This window comes from Salinimonas iocasae, assembly GCF_006228385.1.
GTDB lineage: Bacteria > Pseudomonadota > Gammaproteobacteria > Enterobacterales > Alteromonadaceae > Alteromonas > Alteromonas iocasae.
Genome location: NZ_CP039852.1, coordinates 2,685,341 through 2,706,595, shown reverse-complemented (window position 1 = coordinate 2,706,595; position 21,255 = coordinate 2,685,341). Strand labels below are relative to the sequence as shown.

General features: G+C 47.4%; 17 protein-coding genes and 2 tRNA genes. 6 read left to right on the top strand and 13 right to left on the bottom strand.

From position 1 onward, the window contains the following. The first annotated feature begins 137 nt into the window (after window positions 1-137). Complete coding sequence (locus FBQ74_RS12005) at window positions 138-1,010, top strand: flagellar protein MotY (RefSeq protein WP_139756888.1); 873 nt, start codon at window positions 138-140, stop codon at window positions 1,008-1,010. Here the strand turns inward: FBQ74_RS12005 and glpQ are convergent. Together glpQ and metE are read right to left on the bottom strand one after the other, a co-directional pair. After that, a complete protein-coding gene (glpQ, locus tag FBQ74_RS12000) occupies window positions 1,007-2,005 on the bottom strand; it encodes a glycerophosphodiester phosphodiesterase (RefSeq protein WP_139756887.1) in 999 nt (332 codons plus the stop codon). The two genes, FBQ74_RS12005 and glpQ, sit on opposite strands and share 4 nt — an antisense overlap. 157 nt (window positions 2,006-2,162) lie before the next feature. Continuing rightward, the gene (metE, locus tag FBQ74_RS11995) at window positions 2,163-4,445 is read right to left on the bottom strand and encodes a 5-methyltetrahydropteroyltriglutamate--homocysteine S-methyltransferase (RefSeq protein ID WP_139756886.1); all 2,283 of its coding nucleotides are present in this window, start codon (window positions 4,443-4,445) and stop codon (window positions 2,163-2,165) included. 151 nt (window positions 4,446-4,596) lie between these two features. Between metE and FBQ74_RS11990 the strand changes: the two genes are divergently transcribed. Next, complete coding sequence (locus FBQ74_RS11990; protein ID WP_139756885.1) at window positions 4,597-5,481, top strand: LysR family transcriptional regulator; 885 nt, start codon at window positions 4,597-4,599, stop codon at window positions 5,479-5,481. A gap of 37 nt (window positions 5,482-5,518) precedes the next feature. On the opposite strand, the gene FBQ74_RS11985 is transcribed toward FBQ74_RS11990, so the two are convergent. Next, window positions 5,519-6,400: an alpha/beta hydrolase gene (locus tag FBQ74_RS11985; protein WP_139756884.1), complete on the bottom strand. Its 882-nt coding sequence runs from the start codon at window positions 6,398-6,400 to the stop codon at window positions 5,519-5,521. Window positions 6,401-6,656: 256 nt separating this feature from the next. Here FBQ74_RS11985 and FBQ74_RS11980 point away from each other — a divergent pair, with 256 nt between their 5' ends. Then, complete coding sequence (locus tag FBQ74_RS11980; protein ID WP_168190660.1) at window positions 6,657-7,853, top strand: serine hydrolase domain-containing protein; 1,197 nt, start codon at window positions 6,657-6,659, stop codon at window positions 7,851-7,853. Between the two features lie 57 nt (window positions 7,854-7,910). Here FBQ74_RS11980 and nth read toward each other — a convergent pair whose 3' ends face one another. From nth to FBQ74_RS11935, 9 genes are all read right to left on the bottom strand, one after another. Beyond that, window positions 7,911-8,543, bottom strand: coding sequence for an endonuclease III (gene nth / locus FBQ74_RS11975; protein ID WP_139756882.1), 633 nt, complete (start codon window positions 8,541-8,543; stop codon window positions 7,911-7,913). Between the two features lie 6 nt (window positions 8,544-8,549). Then, on the bottom strand, window positions 8,550-9,242 hold the full coding sequence (locus FBQ74_RS11970) for an electron transport complex subunit E (protein WP_139756881.1): 693 nt from the start codon (window positions 9,240-9,242) through the stop codon (window positions 8,550-8,552). An 11-nt stretch (window positions 9,243-9,253) separates the two neighbouring features. Continuing rightward, window positions 9,254-9,886, bottom strand: coding sequence for an electron transport complex subunit RsxG (rsxG, locus tag FBQ74_RS11965; RefSeq protein ID WP_139756880.1), 633 nt, complete (start codon window positions 9,884-9,886; stop codon window positions 9,254-9,256). 5 nt (window positions 9,887-9,891) lie between these two features. Next, window positions 9,892-10,980, bottom strand: coding sequence for an electron transport complex subunit RsxD (gene rsxD / locus FBQ74_RS11960; RefSeq protein ID WP_139756879.1), 1,089 nt, complete (start codon window positions 10,978-10,980; stop codon window positions 9,892-9,894). Window position 10,981: 1 nt separating this feature from the next. After that, window positions 10,982-13,414: an electron transport complex subunit RsxC gene (rsxC, locus tag FBQ74_RS11955; RefSeq protein WP_139757955.1), complete on the bottom strand. Its 2,433-nt coding sequence runs from the start codon at window positions 13,412-13,414 to the stop codon at window positions 10,982-10,984. Window positions 13,415-13,416: 2 nt separating this feature from the next. Beyond that, window positions 13,417-13,986 (bottom strand): electron transport complex subunit RsxB, encoded by a 570-nt coding sequence (gene rsxB, locus FBQ74_RS11950; protein ID WP_139756878.1) that lies wholly within the window; start codon window positions 13,984-13,986, stop codon window positions 13,417-13,419. Continuing rightward, window positions 13,986-14,567 carry an electron transport complex subunit RsxA gene (gene rsxA, locus FBQ74_RS11945; RefSeq protein ID WP_139756877.1) on the bottom strand — a complete coding sequence of 194 codons (582 nt, stop codon included), beginning with the start codon at window positions 14,565-14,567 and terminating at the stop codon, window positions 13,986-13,988. Before rsxA ends, rsxB begins: the two co-directional genes overlap by 1 nt. Before the next feature lie 239 nt (window positions 14,568-14,806). Next, a tRNA-Asn gene (locus FBQ74_RS11940) sits at window positions 14,807-14,883 on the bottom strand. A 26-nt stretch (window positions 14,884-14,909) separates the two neighbouring features. Further along, window positions 14,910-14,986: transfer RNA gene (locus FBQ74_RS11935), tRNA-Asn, on the bottom strand. Window positions 14,987-16,077: 1,091 nt separating this feature from the next. Here FBQ74_RS11935 and FBQ74_RS11930 point away from each other — a divergent pair. The 3 genes from FBQ74_RS11930 to FBQ74_RS11920 all read left to right on the top strand — a co-directional run bounded on the left by FBQ74_RS11930 (window position 16,078) and on the right by FBQ74_RS11920 (window position 20,491). Continuing rightward, entirely contained in the window at window positions 16,078-17,385 is a 1,308-nt protein-coding gene (locus tag FBQ74_RS11930) for an MATE family efflux transporter (RefSeq protein ID WP_139757954.1), read from the top strand. Beyond that, entirely contained in the window at window positions 17,382-19,397 is a 2,016-nt protein-coding gene (gene uvrB, locus FBQ74_RS11925; RefSeq protein ID WP_139756876.1) for an excinuclease ABC subunit UvrB, read from the top strand. The genes FBQ74_RS11930 and uvrB overlap by 4 nt, the downstream gene beginning before the upstream one ends. Before the next feature lie 167 nt (window positions 19,398-19,564). Further along, on the top strand, window positions 19,565-20,491 hold the full coding sequence (locus tag FBQ74_RS11920; RefSeq protein ID WP_139756875.1) for a LysR family transcriptional regulator: 927 nt from the start codon (window positions 19,565-19,567) through the stop codon (window positions 20,489-20,491). 61 nt (window positions 20,492-20,552) lie between these two features. Here FBQ74_RS11920 and queC read toward each other — a convergent pair whose 3' ends face one another. Beyond that, complete coding sequence (queC, locus tag FBQ74_RS11915) at window positions 20,553-21,218, bottom strand: 7-cyano-7-deazaguanine synthase QueC (RefSeq protein ID WP_139756874.1); 666 nt, start codon at window positions 21,216-21,218, stop codon at window positions 20,553-20,555. Between the last annotated feature and the right edge of the window lie 37 nt (window positions 21,219-21,255).

Here is a 21,255-nt window from a genome sequence, read left to right as displayed (position 1 = left end):
CAATATTCAATGGGCATATCCAGCCCTGTCTTGGTTTCGCACGCTTTGACGCTGTCGGACACATAATCTGTGCTAAACTTTTTCGCGAAAATGACGATATTGTGATAGACGGTCAGGTTTTTTAAACGGTAGCAGGTATGAAACTCAGACATACGATTCTTATTGGATTAAGCCTATTATGTGCGTTTTCGTCCAATGCAGCGATGCGCCAGTATTCCGCGCCGGTAGCTTCTTCAGACTGGTTGCTGGATAAGCAAAGCCGCCTCCAGTGCGAGCTGTCGCATTCGGTTCCCGGCTACGGAAAGGCGACATTTACCAGTGTTGCATCAAAGCAGCTGAATATGGAATTTGAAATGCAAATGTCGTTGTTACCTAAAAAAGCCGGCATTGCTGCTGTTTATTCTGTTCCGCCTAAATGGATGCCCGGTCACCAGGCCAGAGAAATAGCGGATATGAAACTGCGTAAACAATACGATGGGGATTTACCGGAAGAGGCGGCATGGACGATGCTGAGCGAGCTAGAAAAAGGCTACTGGCCAACCATTTATTATCAGGATTGGTATAACCGTTATGACAAGGTTGCCGTGGCGCTTAATGCGAGTAATTTTACCGGCAGTTATCACGAGTTCGTAAACTGCGTTTCCGCATTATTACCCTACAGTTTCGAAGATATCGCATACACCGTGCTGTCCTACCAGAAAAACAGTACCGAGCTGACCAAATATGCCCAGAAGCGTTTGCAGATGATTGGCGAATACCTTAAAGAGGACAGCAACCTTGAGCTGGTTCTGTTGGATGGCTATACCGACAGCTATGGTGCGCGCTATAGCAATGAGCAGCTTTCTGTAAAGCGCGCCTCTCAGGTAAAAGATTACCTTACGGCGCTGGGTGTATCTGACGAACGTATCGAAGTGACCGGACATGGTGAAAAACGTCACATTGCATCGAATGAAAACAGTGACAGCCGCGCGCTGAACAGACGAGTGGTAGTGCGTTTGTCGAAAAGCTAGTTATCATTTTGCTGGTTCAGGTAGGCTTTTACAGCTGGTACCTGGTCAGTAAAAATGCCGTCGATACCCACCTCGTTGTTCAGCCGTTCTAATAACACTGGCCCCGGAATACTTTCGATACGAGCATCCGAACGATACGTATAGGGGTGCAGAAATAGCTCCCGGGACTTAGCCCACGCTACCCAGTCGTTCACATCACCCAATCCCTGCTGCTTATCATTTTCAGCAAAGAGCAGTGGGATCCAGGGACCGATCCCATCGGCCACTTTTGCCACTTCATCAAGTCCGTCCTTCGTGAGTAGCCAGCGATAGTCAGTATCGGATTCTTTCCAGCTATTTACCGCGACCAGCTGAACCAGTGTGCCTTTATATCCCAAAGACTTTCGAATACGCTGGGTTTCTGAAAAATCAAAACACTGCAGGACTAGTTTAGCTTCAGGCTTTAACATACCCCGTTCACGCAACAGCTTCAGAACGATAGCAGAAATATCCTTGCCTTGTTGTTTATGCCAACGTGGAGCTTTTATCTCAATGTACATGCCGACGTTCTTACCTAAGGCGCTATTAAGCTGTTGAATAAGCTCAATATGCTCATCCAGCGATGAGAGGGTAAAATGCGCCAGGCTTCCCTTATAACGGTCTTCGTAAACTTGTTGTCCTGACCGGTTGTGCCGCTCATGCACCTTTAGGGTACGAAGTTCGTCTAACGTAAAATCGATAGCATAATAACGCCCGTCAGTACGGGCCCTGTCGGGAAATACCTGCTCGACATCGGTAACGGTCTCAAGGTGGATATCGTGTAGCACAATTGGAATACCATCACGGGTGAGTACCACATCCTGCTCAATAAAATCAGGCGACTGCGCAAAGGCGAGGGTTGCAGCCTCCAGCGTATGCTCAGGCAGATAACCTGAGGCGCCACGATGGGCAATAATATCTAGAGCAAATATCGGAGTAGTGTAGAAAGCAAACAAAAATATCAGCAGATGTCGCATGAGGATTCCAGCCACTTCATCTTTTCAATAACCTAATAGTATAACGTGACAGGGATGTGACACAGGTACAAGCCATTCAGACAAAGCTTTCGCTGGTCAGTATGAACAATGAAAGCAGCCAGTGCTGCTTTCATCACGTAGAAGGCGAGTTCCTTACTTAAGCCGCCGCAGCTTTCGCGCGCAGAGCTTTAGCTGCTTCAACCATATTTTTAAGTGCAGGTTTTACCTCTTCCCACTGACGGGTTTTAAGACCGCAATCAGGGTTTACCCAAAGATTTTGTGCTGGCAATTTACTGGCGGCCTGGTTGAGTAAATACACCATGCTTTCAATTGAGGGTGTATTGGGAGAGTGAATATCATACACCCCCGGACCTATCTGATTGGGATACTCAAAGTCGTTGAATGCATCAAGCAGCGCCATATCTGAGCGAGAAGTTTCAATACTGATTACATCGGCATCCAGTCGCGCTATGGATTCTATAATATCGTTGAATTCTGAATAGCACATATGGGTATGAATTTGTGTTGTATCATATACCGCATTTGCACATAGCCGAAATGCATCCACAGCCCAATCCAGGTATTTGTGCCACTCAGATTTTCGTAATGGCAAGCCTTCACGCAATGCAGCCTCATCAATCTGAATCATGCGTATGCCGGCTTTTTCCAAATCGATGACTTCATCGCGAATTGCCAGACCGATTTGCTGACAGGTTTGCCAGCGGGGCTGATCATCACGAACAAATGACCAGTTTAAAATAGTCACAGGCCCGGTAAGCATGCCTTTTAAGGGTTTGGTTGTGCATGATTGTGCAAAGTTAACCCATTCCACGGTCATAGGTTTGGGGCGGCGTACATCACCGTAAATGATTGGCGGTTTAACACAGCGCGAACCATAAGATTGCACCCACCCGAACTGCGTAAACGCGAAGCCTTCAAGCTGTTCACCAAAATATTCCACCATATCATTTCGCTCTGCTTCACCATGAACCAGAACATCCAGCCCCAGGTTTTCCTGTTCTTTGATGCAGTCAGCGATAACCTCTCTGATAGCGGTATTGTAATGAAAATCAGAAAGATTATTAGCCTTACGCTCACGCCGAAGCCTTCTGATCTCCCCGGTTTGAGGGAACGAGCCAATGGTAGTAGTAGGGTAAAGCGGTAGTTGAAGGTGCGCTTTGTGCAAACGATTACGCGCTGCAAACGATGAGGTTCGGGTTAGGTCTTCTGGCTTTATAGCTGCTATAGCCTGACGCACTGTATCGTTATGCACACGCGCTGACACCCGGCGGCTTAGCAGCGCTGCATTGTTTTTTGCTAACTGTTTAGCCACGGCCTCGCGTCCCTCGCGCAGCGCTTTGCCAAGCACGTCTAACTCCTGCAACTTCTGTGTTGCAAAGGATAGCCAGCTTTTAATCTCGGGATCTATACGGCTTTCGCTATCCAAATCGACCGGTACATGCAGCAAAGAACAACTTGGCGCAATCCATAACAGGTTGCCGCGTTTCGCAGCGACAGGTTCAAGCCAGTCGAGTGTCGCTGTCAGATCTGATTTCCAGATGTTCCGGCCATCAATCACCCCCAGAGAAAGCACTTTTTTCGGAGACAACTGCTTAACGACCGCTTCGACTTCGTGACGGGCACGAACAGCATCAATGTGCAGGCCCTCAACAGGCAGCTGTGTTGCAAGTTCCAGATTGTCCTCAAGCGCACCAAAGTAAGTAGTGAGCAACAACTTTACCGGACTGTGGGACAGAGCCTGATAAGCGACGTGATATGCCTGCTGCCACTGGGCTGATAAGTCAGTCACCAGCGCAGGCTCATCAATCTGCACCCATTGCACACCGCAGCGGCTAATATTACGCAATAGCTCCAGATAAGCCGGTAGCAATTTTTCCAGCAACGATAATGGATTTATATCGTCTTTAGCCTTACCCAGCCACAGATAGGTTAATGGTCCTATAATGACAGGTTTGGCATCCAGCCCCTGACCTCTGGCTCGGTGAATTTGTTTAATTAACGCTTTGTCATTCAGTGTGAATGTGGTCTCGTTAGTGAATTCAGGCACGATGTAATGGTAATTGGTATCAAACCATTTGGTCATCTCTCCGGCCGCTACATGTTGTTCATTTTCATCCCCGGGTGCCCGCCCGCGGGCTAAACGAAAATACTGATGAAGCTCGTCATCACCGGCCTTACATCGTGCCGGAATATTGCCAAACATCACGATGTGGTCCAGTACCTGATCATACAATGAGAAGTCGCCAACCGCCTGCAGGTCAAGATTCGCCTGACGGGATAGATTATCATCAAAACAGGCCTGGGCTGTCTCCACCAATTCCTCACGCTCAGTGTTGCCTTTCCAGTAGTTCTCAAGCGCAAACTTTAATTCCCGGCGAGGGCCGATGCGAGGAAAACCTAAATTATGAATAACTGTCATAGCCGCTTCCTTAATATTGAATGTGTTTAGATGTCTAGACGTATAATAGGCCTCGTTCAATTATGTAGAAAAGTGATATATTTTCATTGAACTATGAGATTTGTTCATGTTTTAGTATGTTTTTATAAAAATGTAGGCTGAGAGGTAACCAATGATTGAGCGAATACATCTGGATATTCTTACCGCCATCAAAAAGCATGGCACCGTCACCAAAGCCGCAGAAGCACTGCACCTCTCTCAGTCAGCACTCAGTCATAGTATTAAGAAGCTGGAGGCACAAGTTCAGACTGTTATATGGGAAAAAGCAGGCCGCAACTTACGACTGACGACGGCTGGCGAGCGCATCGTTACGCTGGCAGATCGCATCTTACCGCAGTTTGCACATGTAGAATCGCTATTAAGTCAGATGGCAAAAGGAGAAATGGGGATGCTTCGCATTGGCATGGAGTGTCATCCCTGTTATCAGTGGTTGTTAAAGGTGATAGATCCATATCTGAAAAAGTGGCCAAAGGTAGATGTAGATGTCAGACAGCAGTTTCAGTTTGGTGCACTTGGCGCGTTGCATCGCTATGAGATTGATATCATTATTACACCTGACCCTTTACTCACGCCCAGTGTGAAATACATTCCCGTATTTGAATACGAGCACAGGTTGGTGGTTCCAAGCGGTCATCCTCTTGCTCAAAAAGACTACGTTGTACCTGAGGATTTAAGCGAAGAGGTTTTACTAAGCTACCCAGTGGAACCGGAACGTCTGGATATTTTCAGTCAGTTTTTACATCCGGCAAATTGTAGGGTTAAAAAGCATAAGCTGATTGAGACCACAGAAATAATGCTTCAAATGGTAGCCGCCGGACGTGGTGTGTGTGCATTGCCGGGCTGGCTGGTGGATGAATACGCCGCAAGAATGTCTGTATCCAGTGTCCGGTTTGGTAGTAAGGGTATCCATAAACAAATTTACGTAGGTATGCGTGTTGATGAGCAGCACATCAATTATCTGGAAGACTTTATTGTACTGGCTAAAAACATCAGATAGAGCAACCCGGCGCAGAGCAGGGCGACTTCGGATAGCTTCAGGAGTCGCTTACAAATCCTTCAGCAATGAGCCACTGGTGAACGCGTTCAATCCATGTATCTGAAGGCAACCCCTGCTTTCTCATTCCAAACCCGTGGTCGCCCCGGGAATAAAGATGCATAGCGGCATTTTTATCTGCCGCAAGGTAAGAACGGTATACATCAACTGCCCCTTCGGCCAGTCCCAGGCTATCGTCGGTTGCGGCGATGACAATCAATGGCGGCGCATCATCTTTTGGTTTTTTTATCGCTATAGCATCTGTCCATGGATAAACAGGAACCAGAAAGTCCGGGCGAGTCGATGCGTCATAGTGGTAACTCACACCCAGCGCTACGGCGCCACCCGCGGAGAATCCCATAAAACCGATCTTTTGCGGATCTACCCCCATAGAGGCTGCATTTTTTCGAACGTAGTCCATTGCACTGAGTCCGTCTTCAATTGCCAGGGGCAGTACCTTACCTGCTTTGTTTAAAACATTCTGATAGTCCGCTCCCCATTCTTCGGATAGTTGCGCAGTGGCATCATGTTTGGTGGGGACCAGGCGATAACGCAGCACAAACGCCGCAATACCTTTATCTGCCAGCCATCGGGCTACATCATTACCTTCACTGTTGATGCTAAGCGCATAAAGCCCGCCGCCGGGGGCGATAATAACCGCGGGGCTGCCTTGCTTTTTGTCTTTAGGTAAAAATGTTGTCAGCGTCGGCGAGGAAACATTGCTGACAACCTGCGTATCCCATAGCGTTGAAAAATAGGCGCGCTGCTTATTTTCATAAACGGTAGAGTTATCTGATGTGACAGGAAGGGAAATTTGTTCACTGGCAACACCCATCCCGGAAAATAAAAACAATAGTGATGCGCTGATAACCCTACAATTCATTTGCCCTAAGCCTTCTAAATATCTCCACAGAATATCAAAGATAGCACATTACGTTTCAGAGAATACCTGCAATAACAGAAGGGGGGGGGGATGGGAATATCCGCATAAGGTAGCGTTGCTGTAACAATTTTTTTGAGTGAATATAAACCCAGACCACTTTTTTTGCGACTTAGTGAAATAATAATTATATCAGCAATGAGAGAGCCTACAGATGCAGCATCGGCACAGTATTACGACAGCGTTGGGGTGTATATTGATGACATTTACCTCAATCGGTCAGGCGTTACCTGAAACACTGAAGCAGCATCCGGCACAATATCTGGTGCGTGAAGATACTGTCGGGCTTGAATCTTATGATGACAATTCAACGCGTAATCAGCAAGGTAAAAACGCGCAACTGCTAGAGGGATTTTCCCGAACTCTGCAGCCTGAACTGCTTGAGCAGCAACTTGAGAGTCTGGTCGCAGAGGTTGAAGTGCCAGGCTTATCTTTTGCACTAATAAACAACGCGCGAATTGTTTATGAATTTAATGGTGGTGTTCGTAATGTTGATTCGGGTAAGCCGGTTAATCAACAAACCATGTTCGATGCGGCTTCCATGTCCAAAACGGTTTTTAGCGCATTTGTATTGAAAATGGTGGACGAGGGAATGCTTTCATTGGACACCCCGTTGTTTGAATACATGCCTTATCAAGACATTGCGCATGATGAGCGCTATAAAAAAATAACCGCGCGCATGGCATTATCTCATACTACCGGGTTTCCAAACTGGCGATTCTTAACGGATGACGGAAAATATGTGCCTGATAAGCCCCTTACCATCGCTTTTGAGCCTGGTACGCAGTATCAGTATTCGGGAGAGGGCTTTCAGTATTTAGCGAAAGTTTTAGCCCATTTGCATGAAACCGATTTAGACGGACTACAACAGATCATCAACAAGACATTGCTTAGTCCGCTTAAAATGGAATCGAGTAGCTTTATCTGGACGAACTATTTACAGCAGCACAGAGCTGATGGGCATGTGCAGGGTAAAATCAACGCAGGTTGGAGCATCACTGCACAAAACCCAAATTTTAATGCAGCTGCCAGCCTTCAGACAAACGCCAGGTTTTATGCCCAGTTTTTGATTGGCATTTTTGAAGATAACTATCTTTCGCACAAAAGTTATCAGGCAATGACATCGGTTCAGTCTGAAAAGCTTACCGATAAAGGAAACAGCATATATAAATATGGACTGGGGCTTTACATTGAAAACCTTGATGGCCATACGTTTTACCAACATGGAGGCTTCAACGGAAGCGCATCTGGTTTGTTTCGATATAGCAAAGAGCATAATGTGGGCTATGTCTTTTTCACTAACTCGGAAAAGAAAAATATCATTGATAAGAAAATTATGACGTGGCTAAACAATCATGCTAATCGCGATCAGAGCGTAAAAGCAGGGGCACTATGATAACTACCGACACCCTGCAACCAGTCAGGGAAAGGTGTTATCAGTGCCTCTATATAGTTACTCAGTCTTGTCCTTAAACTCGCAGAGATCTTCGATAATACAAGAGCCACAGCGGGGCTTTCTGGCAATGCAGGTGTAACGTCCATGCAATATCAACCAGTGATGAACATCGACTTTGAATTCTTTCGGTACGACTTTCAGTAACTTTTGTTCCACCTGGTCAACGTTTTTACCCATAGCCAGTTTGGTGCGATTAGATACCCTGAAAATGTGCGTATCGACCGCAATAGTCGGCCAGCCAAATGCTGTGTTCAGTACCACATTGGCTGTCTTTCTTCCTACGCCGGGCAGAGCCTGCAGTGCATCCCGGTCTTCGGGTACTTCGCCACCGTGCTTTTCAATGAGGATCTTACACATCTTGTGTACATTTTCTGCTTTAGCATTGTAAAGCCCGATTGTTTTTATATAGTCTTTAAGTCCGTCCACCCCTAAATCAAATATTGCCTGAGGCGTATTGGCAACCGGGAATAACTTTGCCGTGGCCTTATTGACCCCCACATCGGTGGCTTGCGCAGACAATGTTACCGCTACGAGTAGCTCGAAAGGGGAGCTAAAGTGAAGCTCTGTGGTTGGGGTAGGGTTAGCGTCGCGCAGGCGAGTAAGAATCTCTTTTCGTTTGGTATTATTCATAGAAAATCAGTTCTCTGCGGTTACCCGTATGCGGGTGACCTGCTTCTGTTGCTTTGTTTGTCTGGCGGTCAAACGCTGATCAATGGCATTTTTCGCGGCGATTAGCAGCCCCATACCAATAAAGGCGCCCGGTGGCAGAATCGCCAGTAAGAACGGATGTTCCGTGACATAGACGGTAATTGTCCAGTTCTGCGCAACAGGGCCGAACAGCCGGTCCGCACCGGATAATAACGTACCTGCGCCGAGTAGTTCGCGCATGCCACCCAGCAGCATAAGTACGACTGTAAAGCCAAGACCCATCATAACGCCGTCAAACGCGGCAGGTAACACGCCGTTCTTAGAGGCAAAGGCCTCAGCGCGACCGATGATGGCACAATTGGTAACAATAAGTGGAATAAAAATACCCAGTGCCAAATATAACTCATAAGTAAATGCGTTCATTAGTAACTGAATGATGGTTACAAACGAAGCAATGACCATAACAAAAATAGGGATACGAATTTCGTTGCGTACAATGTTGCGAACCAGGGAAACGGTTACATTGGAGCCGACTAATACTGCCAGTGTAGCCAGACCCAGGCCGAGGCCATTAATGACAGTTGCGGTGACGGCCAACAGCGGACACAGACCAAGCAACTGTACCAGTGCAGGGTTGTTATCCCACATGCCGTCAGCGGCGAGCGTTTTATATTCTGACATGAGCCTTCCTGTTACTGTGATACGCTACAATTAGCAGGCTGTGCGAATAATGCAGTCTGGTTTTCAACCACATAGTCCAGCGTGCGGCGCACCGCACCTACAACAGCTCGCGGCGTAATTGTGGCGCCGGTAAACTGATCGAATTGTCCACCATCCTTTTTGACTTGCCAGGCTTCCTGCTGATCCTGGTCAAAGGTTTTACCACTGAACGTGCGGATCCAGTCACTTACTGCCAGCTCGATTTTGTCTCCCAGACCGGGTGTTTCTTGGTGAGACAAGGTACGAACTCCTAACACCGTCATCGATGTATCAACACCCACTACCAGCTCAATATTGCCACTGTAACCGTTCGGCGCGGTGGTTTGCAGTACCAGGGCCACGGGGGCCTCATCGCTGCGGGCCCGGTAGACCCGGTGAGCTTTTTCGGTGCCAAGTGCCTCGGCGTCAATCACTGTGCAGTCAGCATAAAGCTTGTTGTTGTACATTGAAGCAGGCACAACTTCATTAAGAACAGACAGCAAACGCGCACGTTGCTGTTGAGCAATCCGCTCTTCTGTGCCAATAAACGTCAGAGTAATCAATGCGGTGGTAATGACCGCAAAGGCCCCGAGCATCCCGCCATTGGTGGCTAATGTTTTAAACATAACAACTACCTGTGCTTACGCTTTTGTGGGCGAGGACTATGCCCATAGGTTCTGGGGCGCGTGTAATAGTCAATTAAGGGGACCGCCATATTCATAATGATAACGGCAAACGCCACGGCGTCCGGGTAACCACCAAAGGTTCTGATAATCACCAGCCAAAAGCCAATCGCTCCGGCGAAAATAAGACGCCCCTTGTTTGTTGTCGATGCTGAAACAGGGTCGGTGGCGATAAAAAATGCCCCAATAAGTAAACTGCCATTAAAAACATGGAATAACGGGGATGCGTACCGGTCCATATCAAGTAAATGCAGAAAGCCGGAAAAAACCACTACACTGACAATCATGGCAACCGGAATGTGCCAGTTGATCACTTTAGCTTTTAATAAGAACAATCCCCCTGCAAGGTAGGCCAACGCAACCCAGGACCACGCTGCACCAAGGCTGGAAGCGAAACCACCATCAAAAATAGGGGCCTGTAAAGATTCGGTATAGGTCTGACTCTGGGTTAGCCCGGTCTTTACTGCATCTAATGGCGTTGCCATTGTTACCCCGTCAACCACGGTTCGCAATTGAACAACATCCATCCCGGACTGGGTAAAGCCGGTGAAAATCAGACTTAACGTATCAGCGAAAGACAGCGGCTCTGAGAGAAATTGCTGAGGCGGCAACCACATCGTCATCGCAACCGGAAACGAAATAAGAAGAATGACATACGCAATCATGGCCGGATTGAACATATTGAAGCCCAGTCCACCATAAAGTTGCTTTGCGATTGCGATTGCACAAAACGTTCCCAGCACGGTCATCCACCAGGGCAACGCAGGAGGAATGCTCACGGCAAGTAATAATGCGGTCAGTACAGCGCTGTAGTCACTTAATGCACGGCCAATCGGCTTACTACGTAACGCCAGAAAAGCAGCTTCGGTTGCCACCGCTGTCAGTACAGCGATAGACGCCTGAATGAGTAAGCCCCAGCCAAAAAAGAACATCTGTAATACCATGGCGGGTGCCATTGCATAAATGACCAGTCGCATGATCTGCCCGGTATCTCTTTGAACGCGCTGGTGTGGAGAGCTGGATAAGGTTAGTTTCATGTTAGCTGTTGTTCTCATTTTGCTTATCGCGCTGAGCTTTTTTTGCTTTTGCCCGCGCTACTGCAGCGGCAATACGTTTTTGTTTCTCATCTGCAGCGGACTCGGCCTCAGAGGATTCAGCTTCCTGTGATGAAGGCGTTTCGGTTTGTGAATCAACTGGCTCTGCTGTATCCGTTTTTTCGCGCCGGGCTTTTTTTGCTTTTGCCCGCGCTACCGCAGTGGCGACACGTTTTTTCTTCTCATCCTCAGCTGTTCCGGTTTCCGATGACCCTTCATCCTGTGGCGAAGCGCTGCTGGTCTGTGAATCAACCGGCTCTGCTGCATCTGTCTTTTCGCGTTGGGCCTTTTTTGCTTTCGCCCGCGCTACCGCAGCGGCAATACGTTTTTCTTTCTCATCTGCAGCGGACTCGGCCTCTGAAGATTCAGCTTCCTGTGATGAAGGCGTTTCGGTTTTTGAATCATCTGGCTCTGCTGCATCCGTGTTTTCACGCTGGGCCTTTTTTGCTTTTGCCCGCGCTACCGCGGCGGCGACGCGTTTTTTCTTATCATCCTCAGCTGTTCCGGTTTCCGATGACCCTTCATCCTGTTGCGAAGCGCTGCCGGTCTGTGAATCTACCGATTCTGCTGCATCCGGATTACCGCGCTGAGCTTTTTTTGCTTTCGCCCGTGCTACTGCAGCCGCCACACGCTTTTGCTTGTCTGATATATCTGAGTCGACCGTTTGACCATCGGCGGCCGGCATCGAAGCCTGTTGAATCTGTTCCGCATCAGTTTGTTGAGGCGATTGGCCGATTTTTCTGGCTTTAGCACGGGCAACTGCCGCCGCGACCTTTGCTTGCTTATCCGATTGTGAGGTATCGTTTTCTGGCGTTGTAGAAGTCTCTTCTGCACGCTTGGATTTCGCTCTGGCTAATGCAGCAGCAACTTTGTCTTTAGGCGCACCAGCAGAGGCGGTTTTGGCTCTGGCTTCTTTCGCTCGTTTGTGTTTCTCCTCGCGCTCAATCTTTTCCCGCTCCAGTCGCGCTTTTCGCGCTTCAAACCGCTCTTTGGCTTTTTCAGCACGGGCTTTCTCATCGCGCTGCTGACGAATGGCAGATTTGGCCTGTCGGTAATAGTGGACGAGTGGTATTTCACTGGGACATACGTAAGCGCAGGCACCGCATTCAATACAGTCGAAAAGATTATATTCCTGGGCCTTTTCGTACTCGTGTGCTTTGGAATGCCAGAACAGCTGTTGAGGTAGCAATGTAGCAGGGCAGGCGTCTGCACAGGCGCTACACCTGATACATGGTCGCTCACTGGTATCATCTATAAGCTCACCATTGGCGGGAACTAACAGGCAGTTGGTTATTTTAACTACAGGCACGGCAGCATCATTCAAGGTGAAACCCATCATCGGCCCACCCATTACCACTTGCGGATCCTTTTGCTTGCGACTGTTGTACTGTGCTTCACCCAGCAAGTGATTTACCGGCGTTCCAATCAGGGCCCATACATTGCCCGGTTTTTCTACGGCCCCGCCGGTCAGTGTAACCACGCGTTCGATAAGCGGCTTACCGTGAAAAATGGCATCGGCGATTGCATAGCAGGTACCAACATTAAACATCAGCACGCCGATATCTGCGGGCAAGCCATCACGAGGCACTTCGCGTCCAGTCAGTACCTGAATAAGCTGCTTCTCACCACCCGCCGGATACTTGGTCGGAACAGAAACCACCTGAATGTCCGGATTATCCTTACAGGCAATTTTCATCGCATCCAATGCTTCTGGTTTGTTGTCTTCAATTGCAACAATGATGAGTTGTGGCTTGACCAGATGCGACAGTACATCAGCACCTTGCCTGATTTGCCAGGCGTGCTCGCGCATCAATCTATCGTCAGCAGTGATGTAAGGCTCGCACTCCACACCATTAATAACAATAAATTCAATTTTCTTTGTGCCGCTGGCCTTAATATGGGTCGGGAAGCCCGCTCCGCCCATACCTGAGATACCTGCATCACACAGCGCTTCAACGACGTTAGCAGGTTCTCTTGAGGCGTAATCTGATAAGGGGGTGAGCGTTGTCCAGGTTTCTTCACCATCAGGTTGTATCACAATGGCCTGTTCGCGCAGACCACTTGGGTGCGCAGTGATATGCTGCCCGATATCAGTTACGGTACCTGAGGTTGGCGCATGCACAGGAATTGCAAAAGGGTGTGAGCTACGGGTAAGTGGCTGTCCCTTCATAACGTGATCGCCGACACTGACTGCCAGGCGGCCTTCTGTCCCCACATGTTGCCGTACGGGGATAATGAGTTTTTCAGGCAGTGGGGCGCGTCTGATTACATCTTGATTTGATATAGACTTTTTGTCTTGCGGATGCACGCCCCCTGGGAAGTCGTAAAGCTCACCGGACGATAACTTACTAACGATTTGTTCAAAGCTGGCGTTCATCATCATGACACCACCTTCACGGGGATATCGCCTTTAGGCGTTTTATCAAAATCCCACGTCCATGATGTAGTGGTAGGGGAGACCGGCACCATATCAATACAGTCGACAGGGCAAGGGTCAACGCACAGGTCACACCCGGTACATTCTTCGGTAATTACTGTATGCATATGTTTTGCTGCACCCAGGATAGCGTCTACCGGACATGCCTGAATACACTTGGTGCAACCTATACATTCATCCTCACGAATGAACGCAACTTTTTTCTCGTCTTCTTCGCCATGCGCTGCATCCAGCGGTTTGGGCTCGACCCCCATAAGATCTGCCAGCTTTTTAATGGTTGACTCACCGCCCGGGGGGCATTTGTTTATCTCGTCACCATTGGCGATGGCCTCGGCATAAGGCCGGCATCCCGGGTAGCCACACTGGCCGCATTGGGTCTGCGGTAAAACTTCATCGATTTGATCGACCAGAGGATCGCCTTCGACTTTAAATTTTATGCTGGCGTAGCCTAATACCAGGCCAAAGATAAGCGCCAGAAGTCCGATAGCAATCAGTGCAACAGTCATACTCATTACAATTTCACCAATCCGCTGAAGCCCATAAATGCAAGCGACATTAATCCGGCTGTGACCATCGCAATGGAAGCGCCTTTAAACGGCGAGGGTACATCTGCAGCAGCCAGACGTTCGCGCATGGCTGCAAAAAGAATCAGTACCAAAGAGAAACCGACAGCCGCGCCGAAACCATAAACAAGACTCTGCATAAAGTTGTGCTGCTCAGTCAGGTTTAGCAGGGCTACACCAAGTACAGCGCAGTTGGTGGTGATAAGAGGAAGAAATATGCCCAGCAAGCGATACAGGGTAGGGCTGGTTTTATGCACAACCATTTCAGTAAACTGTACCACCACTGCAATCACAAGAATAAAAGCAAGTGTGCGTAAATAGCCAATGCCTAATGGCTGTAAAATATAAGTTTCTACCAGATAGCTTGATACTGATGCCAGAGTAAGCACAAACGTGGTCGCCATCGACATGCCGATTGCGGTCTCCAGTTTACTGGATACACCCATAAACGGGCACAACCCGAGAAACTTCACCAAAACGAAGTTATTGACCAGTACTGTTCCAACAAGTAGCAAAAGAAAATCGGTCATGTTGCTAACTGATGCTCCACGCAGTTCAAAGAGAGGGCGTTTACGTTCGCCAGAAGGCTGACAGAGGATAGCCTCTAAATATGAGCGCCTATTATCCCTGTTTGTAGAGCGATTAACAACTTGATAAGACTAAGGTTATTTAATCTGTCAGCAGATAATAGAAAATTGTATGAAAATGAGGAAGTAACGCTAAATACAGAACGAGAATTTACAGCAGGAGATAGTATGATTAAAGAGATTGGCTCCCCCTCCCCGACTCGAACGGGGGACCTGCGGATTAACAGTCCGTCGCTCTAACCAACTGAGCTAAGGGGGAGCAGATACTCTTTGTCATTGAAAAGTTGGCTCCCCCTCCCCGACTCGAACGGGGGACCTGCGGATTAACAGTCCGTCGCTCTAACCAACTGAGCTAAGGGGGACCTGCTTTTCAACGGGAGCGAATATTAAAGACCATCCGTGTCGCTGTCAACAAACTTAGTACGATTTTTTTTTTAACTGAACAAAAAGTGACATTTTTGGCGGTTTTAGCTCAATTTCGCATCAATCTGCTAAAAGCATTGGTTAAACATTGCGCATAAGCGGTAAGCCATTCGCTATACAGCCTTTTTTCTCTATCTATACTATAAGTGGAAAAAGAGTATATGGCTTATAACCAAAACTAAGGAAGCGTTTAAAAAATACTATTAAATAATTCTTTTTTACTGTTAAAATGTACAGTGTGTCGCAAAACTGTAACCAAAATCTACTGTTTAAAAGGTTAGTCGTTACTTACACATTGTGTTTGATACTCGGCAGCATTCCGCGTGAATACTGGCTTTAGCTTAGTTATCCACTAAAACTGTGGATAACTATGTTGATAGTGCGCCTGAATAGAGGCCTAACTGGTGATCCAGTTCCAGCGAAACAAACACACAAATTCAGATCGAGAAATAAAACCTGATACAAATCATAATCTTGAAGTTTTCATGGGGATCTTTGTGTTGATCCAGTGAAGATCCATTAGACATGCTGTACCTTGTGTGTTATTTCATCGCTGGCGCTGGATAACTATCCATAATTACAACACCATAAGCCTTTGATTACAGTTTTTTAACAGCGTTTAGCTATATTCATATATATCGTCAGGCTGTTTTTCCAGGATGTCTGATAAGCGTATAGCTACAAAAAAAGTGTTATCTATCTGAAACACCACTTTCGGCGGGTAATTTGGTCCTTTGATAATTAAAGTCCGGTCGCTTTATATGTACTTTTACTAACTTCATTCACCAACGGTCTGTTATATCTTAAATTCAATCAATCGCTCTTACTCAGGCGTATTTTTCTCCTCTGGTTTCAGTGAAAGTGAAAAATAGTCTCATTATCGAATAAGACTTTTAATACATTGATGACTGCTGTGTAATAGTCACCTTTGAACTTGCGCGGGAAAACTGTGAAAAAAATCACCAAAACACGAAACGAGAATCTCACTGAAGGCCCGGTAGGAAAAACACTGCGGCGCATGACGATTCCGATGATTCTGGGTATGGTGATGATGATGAGCTTCGGACTGGTGGATACGTTTTTTGTCAGTCTGCTTGGTACAGACCAGCTCGCCGCGATTAGTTTTACCTTCCCTGTTACGTTCACAGTTATCAGCCTTAATATAGGTTTGGGTATAGGAACGTCTGCCATTATTGGTAAATTGCTGGGCGCTGGAGCGCAAAAGGATGCCAAACTGCATGCCACCGGCTCATTGATGCTTTCGGTAATATTGGTCAGCGCTTTAGCGGCGATAGGTTATTTACTTATCGATCCTATTTTTCATCTACTCAACGCCAGTGATAATTTGCTGCCTTATATTCGCGATTATATGAGCGTGTGGTATCTGTCCAGTGTGTTTCTGAGCCTGCCAATGGTAGGGAATAGCGTGTTACGCGCCTGCGGTGATACGCGTACGCCCAGCATTATTATGGCTACAGGCGGAGCACTTAACGCGGCAATGGACCCCATTTTCATATTTGGGGTGGGTCCAATACCGGCGATGGGGATTCAGGGGGCGGCTGTTGCTACCTTTGTTGCCTGGTTATTTGGCGCTGCCTGGATTATCTGGTTACTGGCAGTGCGCCGCGAGCTTATGGTGCCACGCTTGCTCACTATGGCTGAATTTAAAGAAAGTGCGCGGGATGTATTAAGAATCGGTTTACCTGCAGCAGGCGCCAATATGTTAACACCAATCGCCGGCGCCGTAATGACTGCACTGGTCGCAACCTATGGCGCCGAAGCGGTCGCAGCATGGGGGGTAGGGAATCGGCTCGAGTCAATAGCCAGTATTATTATCCTGGCCTTATCAATGACGTTGCCGCCATTAATCAGTCAGAATGTTGGTGCCAATCTGCATGAGCGCGTTGAAGCGGCGTATAAGATAACGCTTAAATTTATATTGGTATGGCAGCTGGTTGTCTATACGTTACTTTGGCTGCTGTCAGACTGGATTGCAGCCATATTTGCCAATGAAAAAGAAGTCGCGCAGCTAATCACGTTATTTCTGGCTATTGTCCCGTTGGGATATGGCATGCAGGGCGTAGTCATACTCACGAACTCTTCTTTTAACGCGATGCACATGCCAATGACAGCATTGGTATTGAGTATCATCCGTCTGTTTGTGTTTTTCGTACCAGTGTCATACGCAGGTAGCCTGTTGTTCGACATTCCAGGTTTGTTCTGGGGGAATGTCGTGGCCAACATCTTAATGGCTGTTGTTTCATTTATTTCGTTTAAACGCGCACTGGCGAGGCAAAAAGCTCAGTCAGTCGCCAGTGAGGAAGAAGTGACTTTATGAGCCGAGGGTTCGAACTGGTTTCTCAATACCAGCCGGCAGGGGATCAACCCAAAGCCATTGATGCTTTGATCGATGGTCTGGATAGTGGACTTGCCGCGCAGACGCTGTTGGGGGTCACGGGGTCGGGTAAAACGTTTACCATGGCCAATGTGATTAAGTCGGTACAGCGGCCTACATTGATACTTGCGCATAATAAGACGCTTGCAGCCCAGCTATATGGCGAGATGAAAGAGTTCTTTCCAAACAACGCTGTGGAATATTTTGTCTCATATTATGATTATTATCAGCCGGAAGCGTATGTTCCCAGCACGGATACATTCATCGAAAAAGATTCCTCTATCAACGATCATATTGAGCAGATGCGCTTATCAGCAACCAAAGCGCTGATGGAGCGGCGGGATGTTGTTATTGTCGCCAGTGTATCGGCAATTTACGGTTTGGGGGATCCTGAATCGTACATGAAAATGCTATTGCATTTGCGACAGGGCGACACGATGGACCAGCGCGATATTTTGCGTCGGCTGGCTGAGTTGCAATATAGCAGAAATGATCTGGCTTTTGAGCGAGGTAATTTCCGCGTAAGAGGGGACGTAATTGACATATTTCCCGCTGATTCAGAGAAGCAGGCAGTCAGAGTTGAGTTGTTCGACGAGGAGATTGATAAGATCAGTCTTTTTGACCCGTTAACCGGGGCAGTTGAAAAAAGCGTTGTAAGGGCTACCGTTTTTCCAAAGACGCATTACGTAACACCGCGGGAAAAGATTCTGGCTGCAATCGAAAATATCAAAGAAGAGCTTAAGGATCGCAAAGAGCAGCTTAAGTCAGTGAGTAAGCTGCTTGAAGAGCAACGGATCTCTCAGCGCACACAGTTTGATATTGAGATGATGCTGGAACTAGGCTATTGCTCAGGCATTGAAAATTACTCACGGTATTTGTCCGGGCGTGCACCGGGCGAGCCACCGCCAACATTGCTGGATTATTTTCCGGCTGACGGTCTGATGTTCATTGATGAGTCGCACGTTACTGTGTCTCAGGTAGGCGCAATGTACAAAGGCGACCGCTCCCGTAAGGAAACGCTCGTAGAGTATGGTTTTCGATTGCCTTCAGCACTGGACAACCGCCCGCTCAAATTTGATGAGTTTGAACAAATTTCGCCGCAAACCATTTATGTATCCGCAACGCCGGGTAAATACGAGCTTGAAAAATGCGATGGCGATGTAGTTGAACAGGTTGTCAGGCCGACCGGACTGCTGGACCCTGAAATTGAGGTTCGTCCGGTTGCGACCCAGGTTGATGATGTATTATCTGAAATTCACAAACGCGTAGAGGTGGATGAACGGGTTCTGATTACGACCCTCACCAAGCGTATGGCTGAAGACCTGAGCGAGTATCTCAACGAACACGGCGTGAAAGTCAGATACCTGCACTCTGATATAGATACTGTTGAGCGCATGGAGATAATTCGGGATTTGCGATTAGGCAAATTCGACGTTCTGGTGGGGATAAACCTGCTCCGGGAAGGGTTGGATATGCCGGAGGTTTCTTTGGTTGCCATTCTTGATGCAGATAAAGAAGGTTTTCTGCGTGCTGAGCGTTCGCTAATTCAGACAATTGGCCGGGCAGCACGTCATATTAATGGCCGGGCAATACTCTATGCCGACACGGTTACTCAGTCGATGCAAAAAGCCATGGATGAAACCAACCGCCGTCGGGAGAAACAGGAAGCGTATAATACGGAACATGGTCTTACGCCACAGCGCCTGAACAAACCTATCACGGATATTATGGATATCGGTGATAGCAGCGATGGTAAATCGGGTAAGGTGCGGCTACGCAAAGTCAGTGAGAAGAAGAAAGGTGAGCATCCGGCTAACGCCACTGATCTCATGACCAGAATCACTGAGCTGGAAAAGCAGATGTTTGAACACGCAAGAGAACTGGAGTTTGAAAAGGCCGGTTCCTTACGTGATGAGATTGAGCAACTGCGAAAACAGGTGGTCTCAGTTTCATAATTCGTATGGGCAAGTGTATTGGTAAAAATACGCTTGCCTAATACGCTGGCGTCATCTTTTTAGCTACCAAGTTCAATAAACTTAAAAAATCACGTTGTAATCCCTTCCACTGTTGCCTATTATGGGTTTTTGAGTATCTATAACTATACCTATAAAATGGTGACTCCATGTTAAACCGACTTCAAGAGTCAGACATCAAACTTCTGCGGGTTTTCTACGCTGTAGCCAGTTGTAATGGCTTCACTGCTGCAGAGCCGGTGCTTCGTATGCAACGACCTAATATCAGTGCTGCTATCAAGAAATTGGAAGAGCGACTGGATCTGGTACTTTGTCATCGCGGGCGTGGCGGATTTCAAATGACCAAAGAAGGCGAAGTGGTATTTCAGGAAACCAAACGGATATTTAACGCATTCGATAACTTTGTCTTCAATCTTAAATCATTACATGACGATTATTCCGGGCACATAACACTGGTACTGATGGCGGGACTTCCGCTTTCTATTCAGCTTGCTGTTAGTAAAGCTGTGAAAAGTACCATGAAAAAATTTGATGATATTCACGTGAATATCCAGACCCGTCTTTACAACGAGGTAGAGCACGTAGCATTGTCCGGTGAATGTCATTTGGTGATTTCGACCTATGACATGGTTAAACCAGAATCGGTTACATTTCACCCTATCGGCGTAAAATGCAAAGGGCGCTTGTACTGCTCTCCAAGCCATCCCTTGGCTAAATACCGAGATACACCGCTACCTGAAGACGTCAAGATAGAGGATTATCCGGCTATTGGTTTGTCAGGCCTTTCATCAGGGAACTATATCGAAGATGATCGTCGTCTGGCGATTCAGACTTTTTCTGACTCTTATGATGCGGCAATGTCCGCCATCATGACGGGTGAATACATTGCGCTGTTACCTGACTTCATTGCTAAAGAGCAGGGGGCGAGTTTAGGGCTGGTGCCTATTGCACAGGGTTCGATGTTTAACTTTGAACATGAACTTTTTGTGATGAATGGTAAGAATACCCGGCTTAATCCGGTGCTGCGTCATTGTATCAAAGAACTTAGCTACTTTATTTCAGAAAGTCAGAAATAAACTGCGGTCACAGCAAAGCCCGGACAATCTCAAATAGATGAATTGTCCGGGATTAGAATTATCAGTTCACCGTCTCATAGTGAAGCGGGTCAGTCGCACCGTTATCAGCAAATGCTTCAAGCCGCTCCTGACACGCACCGCATTTTCCACACGCTTTTTCACGCCCGTTATAGCAGGTCCATGTTTCGCTGTAATCAAGTCCCATGAATAAGCCATCAGCCAATATTGCTGTTTTACTCTCAAGCAGATAAGGCGTAACAATTTCCACCGGCGTGTAGTTAGCAATTTTCGAGACGCTATTCATTTTCTCAACAAATTCTGGACGGCAGTCAGGATAGATAGCGTGATCACCGGAATGCGCCCCGTAATAGACTTTGGTAGCTTCAAGCGAAACTGCATAGCCAATAGCCAGTGAGAGCAAGATCATGTTCCGGTTTGGTACAACCGTGGTCTGCATAGACGGTTCTTCGTAATGACCTTCCGGCACATCAATATCGCTGGTAAGGGCAGATCCCCCCACCAGACTGTTGATACTGGAGATGTCGACTACCTTATGCGGTATGCCCAGACGTTCACAAACCCGCGCAGCATAATCGAGCTCTTTTTTATGACGCTGACCGTAGTTAAAAGATAATGCGTGCGGCGTTTTTCCTTCCCGAATCGCTTTATTCAGCACCGTGTAGGAATCCATGCCACCAGAATAAATAACCACAACATTTTCAGACATGATGGTTTACCAGTAATTATAAATAATGACCGCAACT

What these genes read in the sequence shown, in the direction of transcription:
- FBQ74_RS12005 (WP_139756888.1), top strand. Translation starts at nt 138, where the DNA reads ATGAAACTCAGACATACGATTCTTATTGGATTAAGCCTATTATGTGCG.
- glpQ (WP_139756887.1), bottom strand. Translation starts at nt 2,005, where the DNA reads ATGCGACATCTGCTGATATTTTTGTTTGCTTTCTACACTACTCCGATA.
- metE (WP_139756886.1), bottom strand. Translation starts at nt 4,445, where the DNA reads ATGACAGTTATTCATAATTTAGGTTTTCCTCGCATCGGCCCTCGCCGG.
- FBQ74_RS11990 (WP_139756885.1), top strand. Translation starts at nt 4,597, where the DNA reads ATGATTGAGCGAATACATCTGGATATTCTTACCGCCATCAAAAAGCAT.
- FBQ74_RS11985 (WP_139756884.1), bottom strand. Translation starts at nt 6,400, where the DNA reads ATGAATTGTAGGGTTATCAGCGCATCACTATTGTTTTTATTTTCCGGG.
- FBQ74_RS11980 (WP_168190660.1), top strand. Translation starts at nt 6,657, where the DNA reads ATGACATTTACCTCAATCGGTCAGGCGTTACCTGAAACACTGAAGCAG.
- nth (WP_139756882.1), bottom strand. Translation starts at nt 8,543, where the DNA reads ATGAATAATACCAAACGAAAAGAGATTCTTACTCGCCTGCGCGACGCT.
- FBQ74_RS11970 (WP_139756881.1), bottom strand. Translation starts at nt 9,242, where the DNA reads ATGTCAGAATATAAAACGCTCGCCGCTGACGGCATGTGGGATAACAAC.
- rsxG (WP_139756880.1), bottom strand. Translation starts at nt 9,886, where the DNA reads ATGTTTAAAACATTAGCCACCAATGGCGGGATGCTCGGGGCCTTTGCG.
- rsxD (WP_139756879.1), bottom strand. Translation starts at nt 10,980, where the DNA reads ATGAAACTAACCTTATCCAGCTCTCCACACCAGCGCGTTCAAAGAGAT.
- rsxC (WP_139757955.1), bottom strand. Translation starts at nt 13,414, where the DNA reads ATGAACGCCAGCTTTGAACAAATCGTTAGTAAGTTATCGTCCGGTGAG.
- rsxB (WP_139756878.1), bottom strand. Translation starts at nt 13,986, where the DNA reads ATGAGTATGACTGTTGCACTGATTGCTATCGGACTTCTGGCGCTTATC.
- rsxA (WP_139756877.1), bottom strand. Translation starts at nt 14,567, where the DNA reads ATGACCGATTTTCTTTTGCTACTTGTTGGAACAGTACTGGTCAATAAC.
- FBQ74_RS11930 (WP_139757954.1), top strand. Translation starts at nt 16,078, where the DNA reads ATGATTCTGGGTATGGTGATGATGATGAGCTTCGGACTGGTGGATACG.
- uvrB (WP_139756876.1), top strand. Translation starts at nt 17,382, where the DNA reads ATGAGCCGAGGGTTCGAACTGGTTTCTCAATACCAGCCGGCAGGGGAT.
- FBQ74_RS11920 (WP_139756875.1), top strand. Translation starts at nt 19,565, where the DNA reads ATGTTAAACCGACTTCAAGAGTCAGACATCAAACTTCTGCGGGTTTTC.
- queC (WP_139756874.1), bottom strand. Translation starts at nt 21,218, where the DNA reads ATGTCTGAAAATGTTGTGGTTATTTATTCTGGTGGCATGGATTCCTAC.